Annotated in this window: 16 protein-coding genes, 1 pseudogene and 1 riboswitch; of the genes and pseudogenes, 12 read left to right on the top strand and 5 right to left on the bottom strand. The window is 39.6% G+C overall.

The features are described from left to right. Positions 1–252 precede the first annotated feature (252 nt). Positions 253–612 (top strand): annotated as a pseudogene (locus FNZ24_RS11115) (efflux RND transporter permease subunit); the annotation flags it as partial. A 176-nt stretch (positions 613–788) separates the two neighbouring features. Continuing rightward, positions 789–1,124, top strand: a complete 336-nt coding sequence (locus FNZ24_RS11110; protein WP_153914552.1) for a Fis family transcriptional regulator — start codon at positions 789–791, stop codon at positions 1,122–1,124. Positions 1,125–1,257: 133 nt separating this feature from the next. Here the strand turns inward: FNZ24_RS11110 and fadE are convergent, their stop codons facing one another. Beyond that, the gene (fadE, locus tag FNZ24_RS11105; protein ID WP_153914551.1) at positions 1,258–3,705 is read right to left on the bottom strand and encodes an acyl-CoA dehydrogenase FadE; all 2,448 of its coding nucleotides are present in this window, start codon (positions 3,703–3,705) and stop codon (positions 1,258–1,260) included. A gap of 241 nt (positions 3,706–3,946) precedes the next feature. On the opposite strand from fadE, the gene FNZ24_RS11100 reads away from it, so the two are divergent. Further along, positions 3,947–4,732, top strand: coding sequence for a class II glutamine amidotransferase (locus FNZ24_RS11100; RefSeq protein ID WP_153914550.1), 786 nt, complete (start codon positions 3,947–3,949; stop codon positions 4,730–4,732). Between the two features lie 159 nt (positions 4,733–4,891). Here FNZ24_RS11100 and FNZ24_RS11095 read toward each other — a convergent pair whose 3' ends face one another. From FNZ24_RS11095 to trhA, 3 genes are all read right to left on the bottom strand, one after another. Further along, positions 4,892–5,740: a DUF3108 domain-containing protein gene (locus tag FNZ24_RS11095; protein WP_228768452.1), complete on the bottom strand. Its 849-nt coding sequence runs from the start codon at positions 5,738–5,740 to the stop codon at positions 4,892–4,894. A gap of 23 nt (positions 5,741–5,763) precedes the next feature. Further along, positions 5,764–6,108: an MGMT family protein gene (locus tag FNZ24_RS11090; protein ID WP_153914549.1), complete on the bottom strand. Its 345-nt coding sequence runs from the start codon at positions 6,106–6,108 to the stop codon at positions 5,764–5,766. A 96-nt stretch (positions 6,109–6,204) separates the two neighbouring features. Continuing rightward, positions 6,205–6,885: a PAQR family membrane homeostasis protein TrhA gene (gene trhA, locus FNZ24_RS11085; protein WP_153914548.1), complete on the bottom strand. Its 681-nt coding sequence runs from the start codon at positions 6,883–6,885 to the stop codon at positions 6,205–6,207. Positions 6,886–7,340: 455 nt separating this feature from the next. Here trhA and FNZ24_RS11080 point away from each other — a divergent pair, with 455 nt between their 5' ends. The 9 genes from FNZ24_RS11080 (at position 7,341) to FNZ24_RS11040 (ending at position 17,621) form a co-directional block, all read left to right on the top strand. Then, on the top strand, positions 7,341–8,636 hold the full coding sequence (locus FNZ24_RS11080; RefSeq protein WP_153914547.1) for a hypothetical protein: 1,296 nt from the start codon (positions 7,341–7,343) through the stop codon (positions 8,634–8,636). Between the two features lie 204 nt (positions 8,637–8,840). Beyond that, a riboswitch (TPP riboswitch) is annotated at positions 8,841–8,939 on the top strand. Positions 8,940–9,180: 241 nt separating this feature from the next. Beyond that, positions 9,181–11,211, top strand: a complete 2,031-nt coding sequence (gene thiC / locus FNZ24_RS11075; RefSeq protein ID WP_153914546.1) for a phosphomethylpyrimidine synthase ThiC — start codon at positions 9,181–9,183, stop codon at positions 11,209–11,211. A 2-nt stretch (positions 11,212–11,213) separates the two neighbouring features. Next, on the top strand, positions 11,214–12,893 hold the full coding sequence (thiE, locus tag FNZ24_RS11070; protein WP_153914545.1) for a thiamine phosphate synthase: 1,680 nt from the start codon (positions 11,214–11,216) through the stop codon (positions 12,891–12,893). Next, a complete protein-coding gene (locus tag FNZ24_RS11065; protein WP_194945045.1) occupies positions 12,886–13,740 on the top strand; it encodes a HesA/MoeB/ThiF family protein in 855 nt (284 codons plus the stop codon). Before thiE ends, FNZ24_RS11065 begins: the two co-directional genes overlap by 8 nt. A 42-nt stretch (positions 13,741–13,782) precedes the next feature. Next, complete coding sequence (thiS, locus tag FNZ24_RS11060; protein ID WP_153914543.1) at positions 13,783–13,986, top strand: sulfur carrier protein ThiS; 204 nt, start codon at positions 13,783–13,785, stop codon at positions 13,984–13,986. Between the two features lies 1 nt (position 13,987). After that, the gene (locus FNZ24_RS11055) at positions 13,988–14,752 is read left to right on the top strand and encodes a thiazole synthase (RefSeq protein ID WP_153914542.1); all 765 of its coding nucleotides are present in this window, start codon (positions 13,988–13,990) and stop codon (positions 14,750–14,752) included. Between the two features lie 19 nt (positions 14,753–14,771). Next, positions 14,772–15,881 (top strand): 2-iminoacetate synthase ThiH, encoded by a 1,110-nt coding sequence (gene thiH, locus FNZ24_RS11050; RefSeq protein WP_153914541.1) that lies wholly within the window; start codon positions 14,772–14,774, stop codon positions 15,879–15,881. A 126-nt stretch (positions 15,882–16,007) separates the two neighbouring features. Further along, the gene (locus tag FNZ24_RS11045; protein WP_153914540.1) at positions 16,008–16,292 is read left to right on the top strand and encodes a chemotaxis protein; all 285 of its coding nucleotides are present in this window, start codon (positions 16,008–16,010) and stop codon (positions 16,290–16,292) included. Between the two features lie 63 nt (positions 16,293–16,355). Beyond that, positions 16,356–17,621 carry a putative metalloprotease CJM1_0395 family protein gene (locus FNZ24_RS11040; protein WP_153914539.1) on the top strand — a complete coding sequence of 422 codons (1,266 nt, stop codon included), beginning with the start codon at positions 16,356–16,358 and terminating at the stop codon, positions 17,619–17,621. Between the two features lie 130 nt (positions 17,622–17,751). On the opposite strand, the gene FNZ24_RS11035 is transcribed toward FNZ24_RS11040, so the two are convergent. Then, a complete protein-coding gene (locus FNZ24_RS11035; RefSeq protein ID WP_153914538.1) occupies positions 17,752–18,675 on the bottom strand; it encodes a LysR family transcriptional regulator in 924 nt (307 codons plus the stop codon). Between the last annotated feature and the right edge of the window lie 7 nt (positions 18,676–18,682).

The following is an 18,682-nucleotide window of genomic DNA, read 5'->3' as shown; positions in this document are numbered from 1 at the left end:
GAGAAAGAATACGTCTTTGTTTACGAGGTCTATACAAAACTTTAAAAAAATCGCAGTAGATTGATATGTATGGGCTTTCTCGAATGTTACAAAATTATCGATGCGTAAAAGCTCATTTTACGCATCCTTTGGGTTTATCCGCGTTCTTCTTGGCAGAATCGGTTAAAGGTGGCAGCTGAAATGGCGGCATGATAATAACTCCCCTAAGCGTGTACAGATTTACTTGACCACATCAGCTGCCACCTTTAACCGATTATCATGCTGGTGGGACTCGCGGCTAAAAATGGTATTTTAATCGTTGAGTTTGCTAACCAGTTACGTGATAAAGGGATTGCGTTTGATGATGCGGTTATTCAAGCATCATCCCAGCGTCTACGTCCCATCTTAATGACAGGTATTACAACAGCAGCTGGAGCAATACCATTAGTTATGTCAAGCGGAGCAGGTGCTGAAACCCGCTTTGTTATTGGCGTGGTGGTACTCTCAGGCATATTGTTAGCCACTTTTTTCACTCTACTTGTGATACCTGTGGCGTATAGCATATTCGCTCGTAATAGCAGCTCACCAGATGCGATAACCAAACAGCTTGAACAAGAGCTTTCAAATGATTAATTAAGCTTTATTCAAATCAACAAACTTGAAAGAGCCAGTTATTCGTAGCTGGCTTTTTATTGTCTTATTTATAACAAGTAAGCTTAAATGAATATCTCATTGTGATATGTTCCGATTGTTAACGTAAGTCGTTCAATAATAGCTAAGCACATAATTAAGTAGAAAATAGAGCGCAGATGAAAAAGACAGATAAGAAATTAGATAATCAAATAAGAGAAACGCTGACAGAGGTGTGCGAGGTATTACTCGAACAATCTTCAGGGTTTGAATGGTTAACTCACCTTGTTAACTTTAATGCCTTCCCAGCATCGCTCAAAATAGTCTGTATTTTTGAAAATGATGTTCAGCTCACTCAATTAGCATTGAGTAAGGAAGATGCTTTTATTCAAAACTTAATCATCCATAAATTATTGCAACAGGGCATTAAAGTGCAGGCTAAGCAAATCGTTTTTGATAGTGAAACACGCTGTGAGGCCCAGCATAAAGGCAATTGGGCACAACGATTAAAGTAAGGGTTTGACCAATCAAATAATTTAACAAGATTACTAAAGCTTTGTAGGCTGATGTGGTATCACCACTTAATATTAGATGCATAAAAAAAGGGAAAGCAGATGCTTTCCCTTTGACGTTAGATGATTAAATCTATCAAGCTGCTTGTATTTGCTTGGCTACAACTGCAGCTTTTGCTTCAAGTTCTTCTGAGTCGAAATCATCAACGTTAATTGATTTCAAACGCCCAACTTCAGCTCTTTCGAGTAATGCAACTTCAGCATCGCTTAACACGCCAAGTGCTTTACCTTCTGCAGCAACTTTATCTAACCACATAAATGGAAGACGTTTGCCTGCTGCTTTACATACCTTGTCATACAATGGCTCTGAAGCCAGAATATCCAGTAAGGTTTGTTCTTGTATACCTACAACGTTGTGCTCTGAAGGAGTCCAGAATTGACCTTGACCAAGGCGGTCACGGCTTGCACACGGAGTTTGCATAATTTTTGATACTTTATGGTCTAGTACGTCACTTGGGCGCTTAAGAGGGCGACCAAATGGGAAGATAACAGCGCGTAGCGCTAAACCAAGACCCATAGGGAAGTTATCTAATAAATCGTCAAGTGATGTTTGTAACTTATAAAGTGAATCTTCAACAGCCCATTGAACTAAAGGTAAATCTTCAGTTAAACGACCTTCGTCTTCATAACGCTTAAGCGTTGCAGAAGCTAGGTACAGCTGACTTAATAAATCACCTAAGCGCGCAGATATGCGTTCTTTACGTTTAAGGTTACCGCCTAAAGTTGCCATAGCTAAGTCAGACAGTAATGCTAAGTTGGCACTGAAACGGTTCATTTGTTGATAATAACGTTTTGTTTTATCGCTATATGGAGATTTAGTGAAACGGCTTGATGTTACGCCCATCCAAAAACTTCTTACAAAGTTAGACATTGCGAAACCAATATGTCCGAAAATGGCGTTATCAAAATTACTTAAACCTTTACCTGATGTGGTATCAAAAGCTGATTCCATTTCGGCAAGTACGTATGGGTGACAACGAATCGCACCTTGACCGTAAATGATCATTGAGCGAGTAAGGATGTTTGCACCTTCAACTGTAATCGCAATAGGCGCTGCTTGATAACCGCGACCTAAATAGTTGTTCGGGCCAAGACATACACCTTTACCACCATGGATATCCATCGCATCGATAACACACTTTTGCATTCTATCGGTAAGATGGTATTTAACGATGGCAGAAATTACCGATGGCTTTTCACCTAAACCAATCCCAACAGTCGTTAGAGAGCTAACAGCGTCCATAAGGTAAGCATTACCGCCAATACGTGCCATTGGCTCTTCAATGCCTTCAAGTTTGCCGATAGGTAACTTAAATTGGCGACGAATGCGTGCATAAGCTCCTGTTGCTAAAGCTGCAGTTTTAATTCCACCTGCCGAGTTTGAAGGTAGGGTAATACCACGACCAACTGATAAACATTCAACCAGCATACGCCAGCCTTGACCGGCCATTTCAGGGCCACCAATAATAAAGCTAAGTGGTACAAATACTTCATTACCGCGAGTTGGACCATTTTGGAACATACAGTTAAGCGGGAAATGACGGCGACCTGTTTCAACACCTGGAATGTCCGTTGGGATAAGTGCACAAGTAATACCTAAATCTTCAGTATCACCTAGTAAGCTATCAGGGTCGCGAAGTTTAAATGCTAAACCTAATACTGTGGCAACAGGTGCTAGGGTAATGTAGCGCTTGTTCCATGTTAGTTTCATACCTAACACTTCTTCGCCTTCAAATTCACCTTTACACACAATACCAAAGTCAGGTATTGCACCAGCGTCGCTACCAGCTTCTGGACTGGTTAAAGCGAAACAAGGGACTTCTAGCCCTTTTGCTAAACGCGGCAGATAGTGATCTTGCTGCTCTGGTGTACCGTAATGCTGAAGTAGCTCCCCAGGACCTAATGAGTTAGGTACACCAACAGTTGATGCTAATTCACTGCTTAATCCTGCAAGTTTTTGTAAAACGCGTGATTGGGCATAAGCTGAATATTCAAGACCACCATATTTTTTCTTGATGATCATGGCAAAGAAACCTTCATCTTTAAGGTATTGCCATACTTCTTGTGGTAAATCAGCCAGCTCGTGAGAAACTTGATGTTGGTTAACCATTTTACAAACTGTTTCAACAGGACCATCAAGGAAGGCTTGCTCTTCAGCAGTTAAACGACCTTTTGGGTAGTTGTGTAATTTGTTCCAGTTTGGGTTACCTGCGAATAAATCGGCTTCCCACCATGTGGTACCTGCTTCAATCGCTTCTTTTTCTGTTGAAGACATTTCAGGCATGATGCCTTGATATACTTTAAGCAGTAGACGTGAAATGAAGTTTTGGCGGAATGACTTCACATTTAGCGGTAGTGCTAACACTAAAAATACAATCCATGCCACGCTACCAACAATATCTAATACGCTGCCAATCAGCATAACGGCGGCAGCGGCAATAGTTGCCGTTAATAACGACACTCGCATGTAGGTTGCTGCGCCGAGTACTGCGATCATGGCGATGATCCAAGTCAGGGTAGTCAATGTCTTTCTCCTTAAAGCATTCAAAAATTGAGCACTTACAAATTAATGATCCTATTCACAGAACTAACGGTGGTCAGACCTGTATCACATAAAATTAAACCTTACTGACCACGATTACAAGTTTTTTCAAACAATTGTTTAAAATAATTTCTACAATAAAATATCCCAAAAACGATTTGCACTAGGTACAATAGACATTAGATAAAATTTTGACTTTTAAAACTTTTTAAGGCGTTTCCCCATGTGTGAGTTATTAGCGATGAGCGCTAACGTACCAACTGATATTGTGTTTAGTTTCACAGGCTTAGCAGAAAGAGGCGGGGTGACTGGTCCTCATGTAGATGGTTGGGGAATTACTTTTTACGAAGGGAAAGGAAGCCGAACGTTTAAGGATGCGACTCCAAGTAGCGAATCCCATATCGCAAAGCTAATTAAATCTTATCCGATAAAAAGCGAGATAGTTGTAAGCCATATTCGCCAAGCAAATCGTGGCTGTGTTTCACTTGAAAACACACATCCATTCACTAGAGAATTATGGGGCAAATATTGGACCTACGCTCATAATGGGCAGTTATCAGACTACCAAGAAAAATTTTTGGTGAATCGATTTCAACCTGTTGGTGATACAGATAGCGAACTCGCATTTTGTTGGATAATGGAACAGGTGTTAGCTAAGTTCGGCCATAAACAGCCTGATGACATGACTCAAGTGTTTAGTTATATTTCCAGCCTTGCAGATGAAATTCGTGAATTGGGCGTTTTTAACATGATCTTAAGTGATGGTGTTGATTTAATGAGTTATTGTAGCAACAACTTATGCTTTATTACCCGCCGAGCTCCGTTTGGTAAAGCGACACTAATAGACACAGATGTGGTAATCGATTTCAATAAAGAAACCTCACCGAATGATGTAGTTACAGTTATTGCGACTAGGCCTCTTACTAATAATGAGCAATGGCACATACTTAAACCTGGGGAGTGGAAATTGTTCAGGCAGGGTGAACTACTAGCAACTGAGTCAATTTAATTAGTCTCCTTGTAAGTTAAACAGTAAAGTCTATCAAATGATAAAGCCGACTCGTTGATGAAACGCGTCGGCTTTTTAATAGTGATTTATAACTACATTAATTTAATCGATGAGTTAGAGGCATTATTTTGTTGTTTGAAAATTAATCTATAAATTAGCCTAATTTGTTTGTGTCGCAGTTTTTGGTATAGCAGCGGCGTTATCTTCGCTATTAAATATTTGATAGTTGTCTATTTGAATATCGAGTTGTTTACTGCCTTTAGAAAAATGACTTAACCTAACAGGAAGGTAATTTAGCTCTGGTGCCATCCAAAAAAAAGTTTGGCGCTTTTTACTGCTGCGTACCACTTCAATTTTAATCGTTTGGTAGGTACCGCTATCTAAAATCATTTGCTCTTTACCTATGATTCTAAATTTATAATCATCAAACTCTTTTTCTTTTACCATCTCATATTCTAGGGTTTCAGGGTTGGTGTACATATCCATTCTAAATTGCAGTTGTACCATTAAAGGGTCGAAGATGTTTTCTTCGTAGTCGAGTTTCTCTCGTTCATCTTTATATATGGTGTGAATCACCCCTTGAGAAGCAGCAAAAGCCGTTTGTTCACTGTAATCGCTACCAGTCCCTGAACGTTCACTTAAATAACGAATAGGTTTTAGTTTGCCATCGACTAATTGAAACTCACTTTTGATATTTCTTACATCTGACAACATAAGTAAGCTGACATCACTGTCAAAACGATAATTGTAATAACCGTTATTACTGACTGGCAATTGATAACGCGCTTTGCCCAACTCAATACTGCCGTAAAAGACTTTATATTCGGCATTGTGAGGTATCAATGGTTTAAGAAAGTCTTGATTAGTCTTAGTTACTTTAGTCTCAAGTGCTTTGGCTTCAGATACTTTGGCTTCAGATACTTTGACTTCATATGCGTTGGCTTCACTTGCCTGGGTAAAGTTTGAAAAAGCTAACATACCTGTGAAGAGTAAGAAAAATAATTTCACCAAAATAGGTCCTTTGTCAGGAGTTAAAAAGGTAACGATAAAACCAATGTCGCCATATCGGGTTTCCATTCAAATTTTGACAGTGAAATTTTACCTTTGTTCACTTCAATTCCTTCTGATCTTAGACGTTCTTGCTGATTTTGGTAATTAATCGTGTTAAGTTTAAAAGATATTTTACCTTGGCTATTGATAACTCTATGCCAAGCTAAGTTTAAATGTGGTGGTGCTTCTTGCAATGCTCGAGATACATAGCGAGCACGACCAGGAAGTCCTGCTAAATCTGCAACTTTGCCATAGGCAAGTACATTTCCTTCAGGGATCATGTTGACGATAAACCAGATTCTTTGTTTAGGTGATAGCTCGTTCATTCAATAATCATCACATTAAAAACAACAGCATAATCTATCAGTTGCTTGATAGGAATCTTTACAAAGTTAAAGTGACGCTTTATTTGAACAGAGCATTTAAATTACGGCTAAATAGATACACAGAAAGTGAGACAATGCACCAGCGAGTACAAACAAATGCCAAATAGCGTGGTTATACGGAATGCGCTTATTAATGTAGAAAATAACACCTATGCTGTAAAAGGCGCCGCCTGCTAATAGCAGATTAAAACCTAAATCTGTCATACCTTTGATGAGATCATTCATAACGGTAACGCATAACCAACCCATAACGAGATATAGGATGACACTAAAGGCTTTGAAGCGGCCGATAAAAAGTGTTTTGAATATGATGCCACCCAGTGCAAGTATCCAAATAGCAGCCAAAACAATATTTGCCTGTTCCCCGTCTAAGCTAATCAGCATTAGGGGAGTGTAAGTGCCGGCAATTAATGTATAAATGGCACAATGATCGGCCATTTTGAAACGTTTTCGCCAAAGTTGAGATTTACTTGAATGGTATAAAGTTGATGCTAGAAATAATAAAACGATACTGAGACCGTAAATCCCGATGCCAAACATCTCAGTGGTATTTAAATGTGTCGATCCTTTAACTAACATTGCAACCATGGCTGCGAGGCCTGCGAGCACTCCAATTCCATGGGTGACACTGTTTGCTAGCTCTTCAGTCGCACAATAGTCAGACTGAGAGCATGAGTTAGTTTCAATTTTTGGGGCCACATTTAACTCAACAGACATCTTGGTATACAACTTAATAAACTAATTGGAAAATTAGAGTAACAGCTTAAATTGTAAAACACTAGATTTTTAGCGTACATGTGTAAGCTAAATTTAAAAGTGTATTATTTCAGTTTGTTAGCAAAGTATTATGTGTTTTATGGTCTCTGCGATGCTTTATTGAACTAATTTAAAGATTGAGTATCAGATAATATTCATCGATTAATACTGTTGTGAGTGCTTGTAGTGAATGCCTGTAGCAAATGCCTGTAGCTAATGCCTGTAGGAATAGCCTGTAGAGACAGCAGCTGTATGTAGAGTTGAGGTTTAACCAAGACTAGAAGATCAAACCAATGCTTTATTCATCGTTTGATAAATTGTTTTAATACGGACATTTTTTAACACTAATTTTTTAACACTATATGCGATAAAGCGTTATAGCGCTTTATAATCACCAAGGCGATAGGATGCGCTAAATGACCCACAAGCATGAACCTAAGCTTTCAACACGGGAGCTATCTACTTCGTCGTTAGCTGCTGAAATGGATAATGCTTCCTCAAAACAAGACTCGCCCTATGCAAATTTTAATCAATCTTGTTCAGAAGATATTCAAAGTAATATTATTGCTAGCGATGCCGTTTCTCAATTTGTAAATGATAGCGATAATATTGAGTTTTCTGAATTAAACTTGTCTCTAGCCTTAGCCATAGCAAGCCAAAACCATAACGAATCATTAAGTTTTGATGAGCCTTTTCAACTTGATGAATCCTTTAAGTTAGATAGTGAAATAACTCGAGCAAATTATTCATTCGCAAAAGATATTGGTACCATTTCTAAATTTAAAACGATAGGGAAAGCGTTAACTCCAACCGTGTTTATGGTCGCTATTGCTCATGTTTTAGCTTTTGTCATATTGCTGGTTCTTGCTGAACAGACTGTCAACATTTTCGTAGAAATCGCCACTTCGAAACAAGAAAATCAAACTGAAACGAAAGAGATCAATGCTTATTTCATTACTGCTGAACAGTTAGATAGCCTAATCAATCAAGATACGTCAGCCTCAGACGTGAATGAAACCCAAATTATTCACACAGTTAATGAACCACAAGATAACGCCAATACAATACAAGATGCAGTTAAAGAGAAAGTCATAGAGGAACAAGTTGATGATGCAACAAGTGTAGAAACTAAAATCAATGCTGTTAATTTACCTGAAAAGGATTCACCTGATAACCAATTATCTGAAGTTAAAGAAATTCATGAAATCAATACCATAATTGAAACCAATGCAGATTTTAATTGGGCAAATGTAGACAGCATGTATTTACAGCAAGAAAAAGATGATGATTTAAGTTCTCATTTGTTTAAAGACACAAAGTTAAATCAAAACTTATTTACAGGAACAAATGCAGTTAAGCATCAAGTATTGAAAAACTTAAATGAGCAAGCGCTTAATACTTTAATTTCACAGCAAGCTCATTTAGCGACCTCAAAGAGTGGGGCAAGTTTAAGTGAGCTCACACCTGAGATGTTTGATATTGAAATTATTGAGATTGAAGACAAGCGACAAGCAACCACACTTGACCATAGATTAGACCCCAATAGAATTATGAAACATGGGGAGACATGCTATCGTATTGTGCCATTACCTACGCAAATTAATCCTCATGCAGAAGGTCTAGGTTTTGCTGAGCCCTGTGATAGTGCAAAAATGAAGAAAGCCTTGAGCAAGGCAATTCAAAATAGATTATCTAAAGTGCAATTACCTTAAACATTTGCTGACTATTTATCCGTTTTTGTAACCAATCATTGTTTTTACTCTTAATAATAATTCACTCAACATAATAATTTGATATTTATAGTTGTTATTACTACATAATATCAATAATTTATCGCGTGAATTAATTTGATTGGTACTTGTGTTCGCCTGACTTTATTTCACTTGTATTCTATTTGATTAGCTGAGTATACTGCTTGCATCTTGTCGGAGTGCCTTATGGCTGAGACCGTTTATTCGGGATCCGTTGAACCTGATCAGGTTAAAACCTGCGAAGGAAACAAGCAGTTAATTTGCTATTTCTTCTTATTGTTTATGTTCAATTTAATTGAACAAACGTTGAAATTTATGTTGAAACATATAGTGTGATTTTGATTGTTCTTTATCTTTAGAATGACCAAAAATATAAAAAGAGTATCCAAAATTTATGGATGTTTTTTAAACATTAAATGCAAATTACAGAGTTATGTATAACTCGCTCGTCATCAACACTAGTCTCCAGACAAGCAACTCTATTTAATTAATTTTGAGGTTGCTAATGTCAAATCGTCGCCAAACCCGTGAACAAGCGCAAGCTTTCATCGATACACTAAAACCGTTACAACACCCAAATTCAGAGAAGATTTATTTAACAGGTTCCCGCGATGATTTATTGGTGGGAATGCGTCAAATTCATCAAACTGACACCATTGTCGGTGGCAGCGATGATGCCCCTGTTACCGAACAAAACTTACCGATTAAAGTCTATGACTGTGCTGGAGCATACTCAGACCCAGATGCACAAATTAATGTGCGTCTAGGTTTAAACAAGTTCCGTGAAACTTGGATTGATGAGCGAAATGATACTGAGCAACTTGATGGTGTTAGCTCGGACTTTACTCAACAACGTTTAGCGGATGATGGCTTGGATCATTTACGTTTTGAAGCGTTAGTCCCCCCAAGGCGTGCTAAAACAGGTAAGTGTGTCACTCAAATGCACTATGCTCGCCAAGGTATTATCACACCAGAAATGGAATACATTGCCATTCGTGAAAATATGGCCCGTGAGCAAGTAACCGATGAGATCCTTACGCAAAAAGCACCAGGTGAAGCGTTTGGCGCTGTGATTGGACAGCCAATTACTGCTGAGTTTGTTCGTGATGAAGTGGCTCGTGGTCGTGCAATTATTCCATTAAATATCAACCACCCTGAAGCAGAACCTATGATTATCGGGCGCAACTTTTTGGTTAAAGTTAACGCCAATATCGGTAACTCTGCAGTGACATCTTCAATTGAAGAAGAAGTAGAAAAGCTCGTTTGGTCGACGCGCTGGGGCGCTGATACTGTTATGGATCTTTCTACTGGTCGTTACATTCATGAGACCCGAGAGTGGATCATTCGTAATTCACCAGTGCCAATCGGTACTGTGCCTATTTACCAGGCTTTAGAGAAAGTAAACGGCGTTGCAGAAGATCTTACTTGGGAAGTGTTTCGCGATACGCTAATCGAGCAAGCAGAGCAAGGTGTGGATTACTTTACTATTCATGCTGGTGTGTTACTGCGTTATGTACCAATGACAGCTAAACGGCTTACGGGTATCGTGTCTCGCGGTGGTTCCATCATGGCTAAATGGTGTTTAAGTCATCATAAAGAAAGCTTTTTATACGAACACTTTGATGAAATCTGCGAAATTTGTGCAGCCTATGATGTATCACTGTCGCTTGGTGATGGTATGCGTCCAGGCAGTATCGCTGATGCCAACGATGAAGCGCAATTTGCAGAACTCGAAACATTAGGCGAGTTGGTTAAAGTTGCTTGGAAATATGATGTTCAAACTATTATCGAAGGCCCTGGCCATGTACCAATGCAGTTGATTAAAGTGAATATGGAGAAGCAACTAGCCCACTGTGATGAGGCGCCATTTTATACATTAGGCCCACAAACAACTGATATCGCACCTGGTTATGATCACTTTACTTCCGGTATTGGCGCAGCACAAATGGCTTGGTACGGAGTCGCGATGTTATGTTATGTGACGCCGAAAGAGCATCTTGGGCTACCAAACAAAGAAGATGTTAAACAAGGCTTAATTGCTTATAAGATTGCTGCCCATGCAGCTGATGTTGCCAAAGGGCATCCTGGAGCTCAAATTCGTGACAACGCTTTGTCGAAAGCGCGTTTTGAATTTCGCTGGGAAGATCAATATAACCTTGGTTTAGATCCTGATACAGCACGTGCCTATCACGATGAATCGTTACCACAAGAGTCAGCAAAAGTTGCGCACTTTTGTTCAATGTGTGGCCCTAAGTTCTGTTCGATGAAGATCACTCAGGAAGTCAGGGAGTATGCAGCAAAACAAGAAAAGCTGACCTCTGCAACGGGTGTCGAACAATCTGTATCAGTTGTTGATGCAAGTGAGTTTCAAGCAACACAAACTAACGCTCCTCAATTAGATGTTGATGCCGCTATGGCGCAAAAGTCGGCTGAATTTAAAGCAACAGGCTCAGCACTTTACCATCCCGTGACTGACAAGGTGAGAAGCGGATCTGAAACCGTTAAAGCTGCTGACCTTGAAGAAGTTGAGGGCTAATCATGTCTCAGCAAGAGCATAAAAAACCAATTATCTGGACCATTGCTGGTTCAGATAGTGGTGGAGGTGCGGGTATTCAAACTGATATAGCAACCATCAATGATTTAGGTGGTTTTGCTTGTAGTGTGATTACCACAATAACAGCGCAAAATTCAGTTGAAGTAAAATTAGTTGAGCCGGTTTCTGAGGAGATGTTAAGCGCTCAATTAGCGGCACTAAGCGAAGATTTAAAACCTGCCGCAATCAAAATAGGATTAATTGCCAACCAGCAACAATTAAATCTTATCGCTGAATGGCTTATGGTTTTTAGAAATCAAAATTTAGCCAACAAAGTCATTCCTGTTATTGTCGATCCTGTGATGGTCGCAAGCTGTGGTGATGGTTTAAACCAAGTTTCTGACCTAGATTTCTCGCCATTTAAAGGGTTAATCACGTTAATTACGCCTAATGCGCAAGAGCTATTTAGGTTAGGTTCAGATAAACAATTCAATGATCAATTAGCGCAACAAAAAACTAAGCAAGACGTTTATGAAGCTGCGGTCATTGTTAATCAACAATTAAAGTCACATGTTATTGCAAAAGGTGGTGATGCGGGTCAATGGCAAGGTGAAACGGCCAGTGACTTGTTTGTTTGTCAGCAAGTTAATGGTGTGAGTGAATCACATCAGTATCAAAGTTTTTGGTTAACTTCACAGCGTATCAACACTCAAAATAATCATGGAAGTGGTTGTACGTTATCGTCTGCAATTGCCAGCTTTATGGCCCATGGTTATGTGCTTCATGATGCTATTGTCATGGCTAAAGCTTATGTATCTAAAGGCTTAATTGAAAGCACTCAACACGGTAAAGGCTCTGGTCCTTTAGCTAAAACAGCTTGGCCTGAAGATATCAGTTTGTATCCTAACATTTCAACTTATTATGGCAGCAATATAGCCGGTAACTCATTAGTTAACGGTGCATTACCTGAAGATAGCTTTACCAAAGAAACTAACAGTTCCTTAAGTGAAACCTCTGGTTTTGCTCGACTAGAGCAAGCAATTGGGGTTTACCCCGTCGTCAATGATGTCGATATGCTGGAGTCATTACTCAAAGCTGACTGTACAACAATACAGCTTAGAGTAAAGCAGTCAGACGATTTGCCACTTGATCAAATCGAGCAGCAAATTCAGCAAGCAATAACATTAGGGCGCGACTATAACGCTCAAGTGTTCATCAATGATCATTGGCAGCTAGCGTTAAAGCATGGCGCTTTTGGGATTCATTTAGGACAAGAGGATGTTGAAGTTGCTGATCTTGTGGCGATAAGAGACGCGGGTATTGCTATTGGGCTTTCAAGTCACAGCATATTTGAGATATTGCTCGCTCATCAACTTAAACCTTCATATATCGCACTTGGGCATATTTTTCCAACGACAACCAAAGTGATGCCTTCTAAACCCCAAGGCTTGCTCAAGCTAGCACGCTATGCTGCGCTACTTCAGCCTGTATACCCAACTGTTGCTATAGGGGGAATAGATGAACAGGTACTTGATGCAATTAAAGCAACTAAGGTGAGCAGTGTTGCCGTTGTAAGAGCTGTTACTGAATCAAATTGCCCAACAACGGCTTTCAAAAGGCTAGTGAATCAGTGGCAGCATGATAGTGCAGACAGTTCATTCCAAATTGGGCCAAGTTATGAGTGAATTAACTGATACACAATTTATGCGGTATTCAAGTCATGTACTGCTTGAGGATATGGGCGAGGCTGGCCAGCTCAAACTAATGAGCAGTTCAGTGCTTATTATTGGTGTCGGTGGTTTAGGCCACGCGGTGGCCCATCAATTGGCTGCTGCAGGTGTAAAACACATTCGCTTAATGGATGATGATTGTGTCGAACTATCAAACCTACCAAGGCAATTATTGTTTAATGAGGATGATATTGGTCAGCCTAAAGTGGACATTGCTGCAACCAAACTAGCAAATGCCTACCCTGAATGCGAGATAACCGCATTGCGACAACACTTTGCAAAAGATGAGCAAGCATTATTCAACACTGTTGATTTAGTGTTTGATTGTACAGATAACTTTTCATCACGGTTAGTCATCAACCAATCAGCAGTTTCTAGTAAAACGGCGTTAATAAGTGCAGCAATTAGTGCTGCAAACGGTCAATTGTTTTGCTTGGATTTTTCACTGAACAAAATTGGTAACACTGATCAATCAAGTTCAATTGCCCAGAGCGTTACTGATGATAAAGGCAGCATTGAGTTAGTTGATAAACAACTGCAAGTCACTTCAGGCTGCTATCAATGTCTTTATCCAGATGACTCTCAAGTAAATCAATCTTGCAGCCAAGTAGGGGTGTTGACTTCTGCGCTGTTATCTATTGCATCAATGCAGGCTTTGCTTGGTCTTAACTGGCTTAAAAGTAATCCTAGCCAACGGCAACAAATGCAAGGAAAACTGCATTTATTTAACGCGCAAAACTTACAGTGGCGTCAAGTCGTCATGTCTCAAGATCCTAACTGTTGTATCTGCGCAACAAGGTAAATGATGCAGTTAAATCACTCTAATAAATAATTAGGAATAAACATGATTACTATTGAATTTAATGGTTTAGTTGAGCACCTAAATAGCAATGCCAATTTACTGCAATTAATTGAATTGAAGAATTTAAATCCCAAATCATTAGCGTTAGTGCTTAATGACCAAGTTGTACCAAGAAGCCGCTGGGGTCAGATTGAATGCCAGCAGAGTGATAAAATTGATGTTTTTTCAGCTGTAGCGGGTGGGTAATATGTTATCAATTGGCAACCACAGTTTTGAATCAAGATTATTTACTGGAACCGGTAAATTTTCAGATGCGAAAACTATGCTAGCGGCAATTTCAGCAACTGAGTCGCAACTCGTGACTTTAGCTATGAAGCGGATAGATTCAAGTAAAGACTTCGATGATTTACTGACACCATTACAACAAATGGGAGTTAAGTTATTGCCAAATACCGCGGGTGCTCGCAATGCTAAAGAGGCTATTTTTGCAGCTGAATTAGCGAGCGAAATGCTGGGCACTAAGCTTATCAAACTTGAGATCCATCCTGATCCTAAGTATTTAATGCCTGATGCCATTGAAACATTACAAGCTGCTGAAACGCTATGCAATAAGGGTTTTACGGTTTTGCCTTATGTACATGCCGACCCTGTTTTATGTTATCGGCTCGAAGAAGTGGGCTGCGCTGCAGTAATGCCACTGGGTAGTCCCATAGGTAGTAATCAAGGTTTAGCGACAGAACCATTTCTAGAAATCATTATTGAACAAGCTAACATTCCTGTTGTGGTTGATGCTGGTATTGGCGCGCCATCACAAGCTTGTAGAGCGATGGAAATGGGCGCTGATGCAGTATTAGTGAATACGGCCATTGCCAGTAGTGCTAACCCCGTATTAATGGCTGAATGTTTTAATCAAGCAGTTAAAACTGGACGGCAAGCCTATTTAGCAGGCTTAGGCAATGTGACTAAGCAAGCTGAACATACCAGTCCGTTAACTAATTTTCTTAATTTGTGATTAAAGGTTTAGGCCACTAATGAGTTTTGTCGAACAATTTAAACAGCTAAACCTTGATGATTTGTCCATGCGCCTATATGCATCTAAAGCCGTAGATGTTGAACGTGCGATTAATCTTCCTAGCGGTAACCTTGATAGTTTAATGGCATTATTATCGCCAGCTGCAAAGCCATATATTGAACAAATGGCTCAAAAGGCTTATCAGATTACTAGGCAGCGTTTTGGTGCAAATATTGGCTTATATTTGCCGCTTTATCTTTCAAACTTATGCGCCAATGAATGTGATTATTGCGGCTTTTCTATGAGTAATAAACTGAAGCGTAAAACCCTTTCAGATGCTGAATTACTAGCTGAAATGAACATTATTAAACAACGGGGATTTGATTCGATATTACTGGTGTCTGGAGAGCATGAAACCAAAGTGGGCATCGAATACTTTAAACATGTTTTACCTTTGGTAAAACAGCAATTCAGTTATGTTGCGATTGAAGTTCAGCCTTTATCTCAGTCAGAGTATCAAACGCTGGTTGAATTAGGGTTAGATGCTGTGATGGTGTATCAAGAAACCTATCAACCAAGCACTTATAAAAAGCACCATACACGAGGTAAGAAACAAGATTTTAGTTATCGTTTAGCAACACCAGATCGTGTTGCCGCCGCAGGTGTTGATAAAATTGGTTTGGGTGTGCTGTTGGGGCTTGATGATTGGCGACTTGATGCGCTCATTATGGGTTATCATTTAGCTTATCTTGAAAAACGCTACTGGCGCACTCGTTACAGTATTTCTCTTCCAAGATTAAGACCATGTACGGGTGGTGTGAGCCCAAAAGTCGAATTAACTGATGAAGGTCTAGTACAAATGATTTGTGCGTTTAGGTTGTTTAATGCGCAATTGGAAATCAGTTTGTCTACCAGAGAAACCCCTGAGTTTCGTGATAATTTGATGCCACTAGGTGTAACTAATATCAGTGCAGGTAGCTCAACCGAGCCTGGAGGTTATCAAAACCCAAATTCGCAATTAGATCAATTTGAAATCAGTGATGATAGAAGTGTGAATCAAGTGATTGATAAAATGAAACTAAAAGGTTTAAGCCCTGTTTGGAAGGATTGGGAAAGCGCTTGGTATTAATGACGCTGTAAACTCCTGATTGAATTACTGTACAAAATACAGAACTTGGATGATAATTAATCGATTAGAAGTAGCTAGCTAAGGGGTCATTTATTAGGTTAGCTTTACTTACCAAGGAGTGATGAAATGCAAATACCAACTGCGGCAAACTCGGGAGTGCAAGGCTTACAAAGTGCTCAAAATGACTTAGCACAAGCAACAACAGCAGTAGCTGCGCCAGAACCTACAACTTCAACTCCGGTCAAGGTTGAGCAGGACACGGTTACACTGAGCTCTCAAGCGAGTGGGATTAGTGATAAAGTCTCTGCGTTAATTGATGCAGAACAAGCTGTAACACAAGCTCAAGCATCAGCTGAGGTCATCGATGTTGCCTCTGAAAATATAGGTACGATTATCGATTTATCAGTTTGATATTCGATTGAAACTGATTTCGATTAAAGCCTCTTATCATTTAAATATGAACATCACTTAAATATGAATATTCATGGCCAGACAGCATCTCAAGGACTAGGTTCTTCACCTAGCCTTAGTGTTGATCGCGCTATTGGTCAGTCGAATAATCATAATATCAGTACTAAAACTCAAACCAACACTAATACTCAAGCCAACACTAATACTCAAGCCAACACTAATACTCAATCTAAAGCTAATACTAATAGCCATATTTCAAATTCACAGGCTCAAAAAGCCTCTCGGCCATTATCCAGTCATAACGCACAACTTTTAAACTCCCAATCCAGTCTACTTGCAAATAATCAAAGCGTTGCTAAAAAAGTGACTGTAAACAGCTCAAACCAAATGTCAGCTCAGTTTAATATGAAAACTGGTGCAGCTTCTGTATTGGGTTTATCAGCATCGATGCAGCATAGCTCAGTTAGCGTGGCCTTAAATGGTGCAAGTGCAAGTGCAAGTGCAAGTGCAAGTGCAAGTTCAGTTACTAGTGAGCGCGTTAACCATTCTCTTAATGGGGCTAATCAAAGCGTTTCAACAAATATGAGTTTACCAGAGGCAAAAACCACTGAAGCCAGTTTGAGTGAGCAAATAGTCCCTAAACAAGAAAATGCCGGTGCTGAAGACACTAACGGCATTAATGAAGCAGAAAATGCAGATCAGGCTGAAGCAAAAGTTGACGAGCAAGTTAACAATCAACAGATAACTGAACAAGAGAAACAAGCACAGCAAGAACAACAAAAGTCGCAACAAGAGCAAGAGGCAAAGCATCAAGCTGAGGTTGACGCAGAAATTGTTAAAGAGTTATCAGCTAGAGATGCTGAAGTTAAAACTCATGAACAAGCTCATAAAGCTGTCGGTGGTAGTTATGCCCAATCGCCTCAGTATACTTATGAGAAAGGGCCCGATGGTAAACGCTATGCGGTAGAAGGGGAAGTGAGCATCGATGTTGGTGTGATTGAAGGTGATGCGCAGGCAACCTTCAACAAAATGCAAAAAGTTTATGCAGCAGCTATGGCGCCAGTTCAACCTTCTATGGCAGACATACAAGTAGCAAACGAAGCTGTGCAAAAAATGAATGAGGCAAAGAAAGAATTAACTACAGAAAGACAAGAAAAAATTATCAGTACCGAAGATACCAAGCAGATTAATGATTTAGCTCAGCACTTAGCGCTTTTTGAAGATCAAGGCTTTACCCCAAGCTATCCTTTTAACCAAACTAATGAATCAAGTGGTGAAACCGAATCACAGCAAGGACAACTATACACTCCGATAAATATTGCCGTTTAATTTATCTTCTCTACTGCCGAAACTAAAGCCAAACTCGATCCTAAAACCCAAACCTCAACTCAAACCTCGACTCGAACCCAATAAGTTTTTCCTAACTCATTTACTCCTGAGCTTCTTAGACTTTAAATATTCAAATATGAGACTCTTCTATTGATTCCACGCAATGGTTTATATCGTGCTGCTTTAAGATAAGCGATTCTAGCAGTTTAGATGCAGGTCCCTGTTTATCTCGATTAGGGACAAGTAAGGAAAGTTGGATCATACGACTCTTACTGCCTTTTAAGATTAACCTTTGTAATTCACCTTTCGCAATATCATCTGCAACTAGATATGCCGGAGCCCAACAAAAACCAATACCAGTTTTTAAGATATTTTTTGCTTCGTGAAAATTTGAAACTGTCCAACGTTGCTCAGCTTTAAGCCAGCCTGTATCAGCAGTTTTGTGAGTTGCGGTATCCTTGATAACAACTTGAAGGTATTGAGCCAGTGCTTGCTCGTCAGCGATGACTTTCTGCTTTGCTAATGAATGCGAAGGGCTGCAAACCAAAAATAATTCAGACTCACAAATAGGCTCTGCAATATGCCCTTTGGCAGGGATCCCGCATATAGCAATATCAGCAGCATTATTTAAGATTAACTCATGGGTACCCGTCATAACCGAGTCGATAATAGTCACTCGAGTGCCACGGCTATGGGGTAAAAATGCTTTTAATGCATCAACCAAATAGTGCATTGGGTAAATAATTTCACGAGCAATCGTTAAATTAGGTTCCCATCCTTCACCTAAATTATTGGCTAATTGTTCAAGCTCATCAACGGTTTGAGTTAAATGACGAGAACGGCGGAGTAAGACTTCACCTTGCTCAGTAAGGTATGCTTTACGACCTTTAACCTCAAGAAGCTGAATGCCTAATTGTGTTTGTAATTTAGCCACAGCATGATTAAGGGAAGATTGACTTTTATTGAGCTTTTCTGCGGCTTGTGCATAACCGCCAAAATCGACTACTGACTGAATGATGCGCCATTGTTCTAAAGTTGATTTTGCTCTGCTCATATTAAAT

This window comes from Shewanella sp. TC10 (genome assembly GCF_009663145.1).
In the GTDB taxonomy this organism is placed as follows: Bacteria; Pseudomonadota; Gammaproteobacteria; order Enterobacterales; family Shewanellaceae; genus Shewanella.
This window is presented reverse-complemented; position numbering and strand designations above follow the sequence as displayed.